Annotated in this window: 2 protein-coding genes; both read right to left on the bottom strand. The window is 62.3% G+C overall.

Going from position 1 to position 1,624, the window contains the following annotated elements; all coding sequences use genetic code 11:
• A partial coding sequence (locus AB0399_RS40455) for an ABC transporter ATP-binding protein (RefSeq protein ID WP_366414694.1) occupies nt 1–803 on the bottom strand: 803 nt, incomplete at its 3' end.
• Nucleotides 790–1,624 (bottom strand): ABC transporter permease (locus tag AB0399_RS40450; protein ID WP_366414693.1); only part of this gene is annotated, 835 nt, incomplete at its 5' end. The genes AB0399_RS40455 and AB0399_RS40450, both read right to left, overlap by 14 nt.

Genomic DNA, 1,624 nt, shown 5'->3' with positions numbered 1-1,624 from the left:
CCGGTCTTGGCCTCGTAGGCGGTCAGCACGTCCTCGGTCGGACCGTCCATCAGCATCACCCCGTGCTCCAACCAGATCACCCGCTCACAGGTGTCCCGGATCGACGCGTTGCTGTGACTGACCAGGAAGACCGTGCCCGCCTCCTTCCGCAACTCCCGAATACGCGACTCCGACCGCTTCTGGAACGCCCGGTCACCCGTCGCCAGCGCCTCGTCGATCATCAGCACATCGTGATCCTTCGCCGCCGCGATCGAGAACCGCAACCGCGCCGCCATACCCGACGAATACGTCCGCATCGGCAACGAGATGAAATCACCCTTCTCGTTGATCCCCGAGAAGTCCACGATCCCCTTGTACCGCGACCGCACCTCATCCCGCGACATCCCCATCGCCAACCCGCCCAGGATCACATTCGTCCCCCCGGTCAGATCGTTCATCAACGCCGCGTTCACCCCCAGCAACGACGGCTGCCCATCCGTGTAGATCCGCCCCGACTCCGGCGGCAACAACCCCGCGATCGCCCGCAACAACGTCGACTTCCCCGAACCGTTCGACCCGATGATCCCGATCGCCTCACCGCGATACGCCGTGAAACTCACGTTCTTCACCGCATGCACCCGCCGCACGTTCGACGACCGCCGCTTCTTCGACAGCATCCGCCCCAACGCCGCCGAAGCACTCCCCTTGCCCGTCCCCGCCCCGTACACCGTGTAGACGATGTTCACGTCCTCCACGATCACCGTCGGCACCATCGGACGACTCACCTGCACCGGCGGCAGCGCCGGCTGCTCAGCCACGGCCATAGGACTCTTCCGCCTTCCAGAAGTAGATGTACCCGCCCACCCCGACGACCAGCGACCACACCACCGCCATCGCCCACACATGCCGCGGCATCTGCGCCGCCGTCACACTGTCGATCAACGCGAACCGCATCAGATCGATATAGATCGCCGCCGGATTCACATCCAGCAGAATCCGCAGAATATGCGGCGCCGTCGTCGTCAGCTTCGTGATGGAGTACATCACCCCCGACATGTACATCCACGTCCGCAACATGAACGGCATCAACTGCGACAAGTCCGTCATCTTGCTGCCCAACCGCGCCACGATCAACGCCAACCCGGTATTGAACACCCACTGGCACAACAACGCCGGGAACATCAGCAACCACGACATGTCCGGCACCTCGCCGGTCATCAACACGATCGCCAACAACACGAACATCGACATCATCAACTGCTGCAACTGCATCAACGTGAACGCGATCGGCATCGACGCCCGCGGAAAATGCAACGCCCGGATCAACCCCAGATTCCCCGAGATCGACTTCACCCCGCTCAACACCGACGACTGCGTGAACGTGAAGATGAAGACACCCGTCACCAGGAACGCGATGAAGTTGTCGATACCCCGATGCGTACCGATCAGGATGCCGAAGATCAGGTAGTACACCGCCGCATTCAGCAACGGCGTCATCACCTGCCACAGCTGACCCAACCGCGCCTGCGTGTACTGCGCCGCCGTCCGCGCCTTCGCGAACTCGTTGATGAAATGTCGACGACCCCACAACTGACGGGTGTAAGCCACCAGACCAGGCCGAGCACCACTGACCGACAAGCCGTAC

The sequence above is a fragment of the Streptomyces sp. NPDC088194 genome (assembly GCF_040702025.1).
GTDB lineage: Bacteria > Actinomycetota > Actinomycetes > Streptomycetales > Streptomycetaceae > Actinacidiphila.
This window is presented reverse-complemented; position numbering and strand designations above follow the sequence as displayed.